This window comes from Actinophytocola sp. (assembly GCF_050699935.1).
Classification (GTDB): Bacteria; Actinomycetota; Actinomycetes; order Mycobacteriales; family Pseudonocardiaceae; genus Actinophytocola.
Window position 1 is genome coordinate 1 of record NZ_JBOHGB010000261.1, and the last position, 4,591, is coordinate 4,591.

The following is a 4,591-nucleotide window of genomic DNA, read 5'->3' on the forward strand; positions in this document are numbered from 1 at the left end:
GTCGGTGCGCGTCGGCCCGGCGGAGCGGCTCGCCGTGCGCGAGATCGTCGGCCGCCGCCCGGTGTGGCCGTCCGGCTCGGCGTTCACGGGCGAGCTGGACTGCGTGGCGCAGGTCCGCGCGCACGGCGGCACGGCCCCGGCCGCGGCGTCCCTTGTGGACGGTGAGCTGGTCGTGCGGCCCGCCGGCGAGCTGCGTGGTGTCGCACCGGGACAGGCCGTCGTGCTCTATCGTGAGGACCCGGCGGGCGACGTGGTGGTCGGCAGCGCCATCATCGCGTCCACCCGTTCCTGACTCCTCTTCGGAATCGCGTTACGCCGCGGGGTGGACGGTCGACGTACCGGGTGCGCGACAACCACACTCAGCTGAGGTGATCCATGACCAGCGCGACCGGGGACACGCCTCCCGATCGGCCCGACGTCCGGTTTCCCGAGGTCATCGGCCTGCCACCGGAAACCCTTACCCGCCACCGTGCCAGACTGCTCGACCCGCCGAGCGCGCTGCGTGCCTCCGACGGCAGCTGGCCCAACTCCACCGCCTACCGCGCCGACAGCCTGCTGCTGCCCGCCCGCGAGGCCCAGTCGCTCGTCCCCGAGCAGCCCAACGACTACAACCGCGCGCTCGAGTCGCTCGGCGTCGAGCTCCGGCCGTCGGGCGACGAGGGCTGGCGAAACAACCTGCACGGTGTCGACCCCGAGCTGCCGGTCCCGGTCGAGCTCGTGACCAGGGCGGACGCCGTCACCGACCGCGCGCCCGACCCATGGGCCGCGCTCGTGGCGCTGCGCCGCGCGTTCGGTTCCGACGAGCGGGGCAGCCAGGTCCGCCTCAACCACCTGGTGACCTCGGCGTCGGTGACGATCGAGGGCGCGCCGGTCAACCACGGCGGCTCGGTCGACGGCGCCCCGGTCAACCACGGCGGCGGCCTGTCCGAGAGCCGCATCGCGCTCTACACCGGCAGCCGCAACCCGGTCGCGATGCTCGGCGGGCGCCCGGACCGGCGGCCCGCGGCCGTGCTGGTCGGCAGGCGACGGCCGGTCGTCGCCGTCCTCGACACCGGCATCGGCCGGCACGACTGGCTGACCGTCGGCCCGCTCGCGGCCGACCCGGTGGTCGAGGTCTCCGAGTCCTTCCAGCTCGCGCTGGCCGCCCACGAGCCATGGCTCACCCCGCACCCGCTCGCCAGCGCCCAGGACCAGCCCGACGCCATCCAGCCCCTGCTCGGGTTGACCGATTCGCACTTCGGGCACGGCACGTTCGTGGCCGGCCTGATCCACCAGATGTGCCCGGACGCGCGGATGCTGTCGCTGCGGGTGCTGGGTGGCGACGGCGTCTCCACCGAGGGCTCGGTGCTGTTCGCGCTGGACTGGCTGCGCCGCCGCGTCGAAGCCGCGATCAGGAACGGCACGCCGGACGAGCTGGTCGACGTGGTGTCGCTGTCGCTGGGCTTCTACCCGGAGAGCGCGCGGCCGGCCGACGTCGCGCACGTCGCCGACGCCGTGCGGCGGCTGACCGACCTCGGCGTGCTGGTCGTCGCGGCCGCCGGCAACGACGCCACCACCCGGCCCTTCGTGCCCGCGGCGCTCGGCGGGAACGACACCGGCATGTCCGGCAACCCGCTGCTCGCCGCGGTCGGCGCGCTCAACGCGTCCGGTGTCACGACCGCGGCGTTCAGCAACGACGGCCCGTGGGTGTGCCGCTGGGCCCCGGGCAACGCGCTGGTCAGCACGGTGCCGACATGGCAGGGCGCGGCCAACCCCGGCATGAGCAAGCTCGACGGCGGGGGCGTCGGCCCGCGCCTGCGTACCTCGCCGGACCCCGACGACCTGCGCACCGGGTTCGCGGTCTGGGCGGGTACGTCGTTCGCCACGCCGGTCGTCGCCGGCATGCTCGCGGCGTCGCTGGCCACGGACCCGGAGACGGCCAAGGGGTTCAGCGCCGACCGGGCCCGCAACGCGCTCAAGCTCACCGACCTCAGGCTGGCGGACAAGGGATGGCGCTAGCGGAGCGCGTGGAAGGACGCCTTCCAGACACCTGGCGTCCGGAAGGCGTCCTTCCGGGCAGTACGGAGGTTCGGTCCTGACCTCCGCCCTCGCGCGCGCGTCCGAGCTGCACGGCCGGGCGCGGGAGGCCGTCGGCGCGTACCGGTTCGGGCACGGCCGGTCGCTGCTGCGCGGTGCCCAGCGGCTGCTGGACCGCGTGCCCACGCCGGACGAGCGGGCGACCGCGCTGCGCGTGCGGGTCCTCGTGAGCCTCGCGTACGTGGCGGCCGAGACCGACTCGCTCGCGGCCGGGCTCGCCGGGCTCGACGAGGCGGAGCGGCACGCCCGGCAGCTGCCCGCCGGGGTCGAGCGGTCCGAACTGGACGGTCTGGTGCTGGCCCACCGCGGGCTGCTGCTGCACCGGGCGGGGCGGGTCGTGGAGGGGCTGGAGGTGCTCGACGAGGCGATCCCCCGGCTGGAGCACGGTATGCGGGGCGGCACCGGCGGCGACCCGTCGGTGCTCGCGGGCGCCTACCTCAACCGGGGCACGTCCTACATCTACCTGACGCAGGTGCGGGGCGCGGCGAGCGACTTCGCGCGCTGTGCCGAGGTCTGCGACGAGTACGGCCTCGCGCCGCTCGCCGCCAAGGCCCGGCACAACCTGGGCTACGTCGACTACATGACCGGCGACCTGCCCACGGCGCTGCGCCACTACGACGAGGCCGAGCGCAGCTACCGCGAGCACAGCACCGGGATGCTGCCCGCGTTGCAGCTCGACCGTGCCCGCGCGCTGCTCGCCGCGGGCCTCGCCACCGACGCGGCGCGCCAGCTCGACGACGCGATCCCGAGGCTTCGTGAGCAGCGGGCGGGACAGGACCTGGCCGAGGCGGAGCTGGCGGGGGCGGCCGCCGCGCTGCTGGACGGTCGGGTCCACGACGCGAGGCGGCGGGCGCGGGCCGCGGAGCGCAGCTTCACCCGGCGCGGCAACGCCCGCTGGGCGGCGGTCGCGGCACTCGTGGCCATGCGGGCACGGGCCGCGGCCGCGCTCACGTCCGGGCGGGTGCCGCCTCGGCTGCCGGTGCTCGCGGTCAAGCTCGCGGAGACGTTGCGCCCGTTGCTGCTCGAGGACGAGACCGGGCTGGCGCTCATGCTCGCGGTGCGCCTGGAGCTGCGCCGTGGCGAGCCCACGTCGGCGGAGGTGCTGCTCGACCAGCTCCCGCCGCGGCGCTCGACCACGCCGCTGGACCACGTGATGTTGCTGCGGCTGTGCCGCGCCGAGCTGGCGGTGGCCCGCGGCGACCGGCGACGCGCGCTCGCCGAGGCGCGCCGCGGGCTGGTCGAGCTGGGCCGGGCGCGGGACCGGATGGGCGGGCTGGAGCTGGTGTGCGGCACCGCGATCCACGGCCAGCGGCTGGGCGAGCTGGCCGTGCGGCTCGTGCTGGACGGGCCGCGGCGCTCGGCGCGGCAGCTGTTCGGCTGGCTGGAGCGGACCCGGGCGCAGGTGTACCGGTACGAGCCGATGCCGGCGATCGACGACCCGGTGCTCGCGGAGAAGGTCGCCGCGCTGCGGTCGCTGCGGCGGGCGGTCCAGCTGGAGCGGGTCGGCGGGCGGTCCGCGCGGCGGCAGGAGCGGCAGGCGGCGGCGCTGGAGCGGGAGGTCCTGCGGCAGGGCTGGTACGCCACGCCGTGGGGGCGGCCGCGCCCGGTCGCGTCGCTCGCCGAGGTGGCGGCCGCGCTGGGGGAGCGGGCCCTGGTGTCGTTCGCGGTGTCCGGCGACGAGCTCGTCGCGGTGGTCGTGCTGGGCGGGCGAGCGGGCGGCCGGACCCGGCTCGCGCGGCTCGCGTCCGCCGCCGAGACCGCGGAGTGGGCACACCGGCTCTACGCCGACCTGGACGCGCTCGCGCCCGACGGGCTGCCCGACCCGATCGCCACGGTGGTCGCGGCGTCGGCCCGGCGCAGCGCGGACGTGCTCGACACCCGGCTGGTCACGCCGCTGGCCCGGTTCGTGGGCGAGCGCGAGCTGGTGATCGTGCCGACCGGGGCGCTGTACGCGGTGCCGTGGGGGAGCCTGCCGTCGCTGCGCGGGCGGCCGGTGGTGGTGGCCCCGTCGGCGACCGCGTGGCTGTCGGCCGAGGGCGCGCTGAGGGCCACGCGGTCGGACGGCCGCGTGCTGCTGGCCCGCGGCCCGCGGCTGACGGAGACGATCGCGGAGGAGTCCGCGTTGCGCGCGGCGTACCCGGACGCGACCCACCTGACGAGCCCGGGCAGCACGGTCGCGGCCGTACTGTCCGCTTTGGACGGTGCGTCGATCGCGCACCTGGCCGCGCACGGCGAGCACGAGCCGACGAACGCGATGTTCTCCCGGCTGGAGCTCTCCGACGGCCCACTGTTCGCGCACGAGCTGTCCCGGCTGCGCCACCCGCCCCGGCACGTGGTGCTGGCCGCGTGCGAGCTGGCCATGAACCACATCCGGCCGGGCGACGAGGCACTGGGCTTCGCGGGCGGGCTGCTCGCGGGCGGTGTGCGCACGGTGGTGGCCGCCGCGAGCCGGGTGGGCGACGCCGCCGCGGCCGCGGCCATGGTCGACTACCACCACCGCATCTCGGCCGGTGAC

The 4,591-nt window shown here is 76.5% G+C and carries 3 protein-coding genes; all 3 read left to right on the forward strand.

Going from position 1 to position 4,591, the window contains the following annotated elements; all coding sequences use genetic code 11:
• The coding region (locus ACRDTB_RS37385) for an aminomethyltransferase beta-barrel domain-containing protein (protein WP_431436992.1) at window positions 1–292 on the forward strand (292 nt) is incomplete at its 5' end.
• Between the two features lie 83 nt (window positions 293–375).
• Complete coding sequence (locus tag ACRDTB_RS37390; protein WP_431436993.1) at window positions 376–1,998, forward strand: S8 family peptidase; 1,623 nt, start codon at window positions 376–378, stop codon at window positions 1,996–1,998.
• 196 nt (window positions 1,999–2,194) lie between these two features.
• On the forward strand, window positions 2,195–4,591 hold a 2,397-nt coding region (locus ACRDTB_RS37395; RefSeq protein WP_431436994.1), incomplete at its 3' end, for a CHAT domain-containing protein.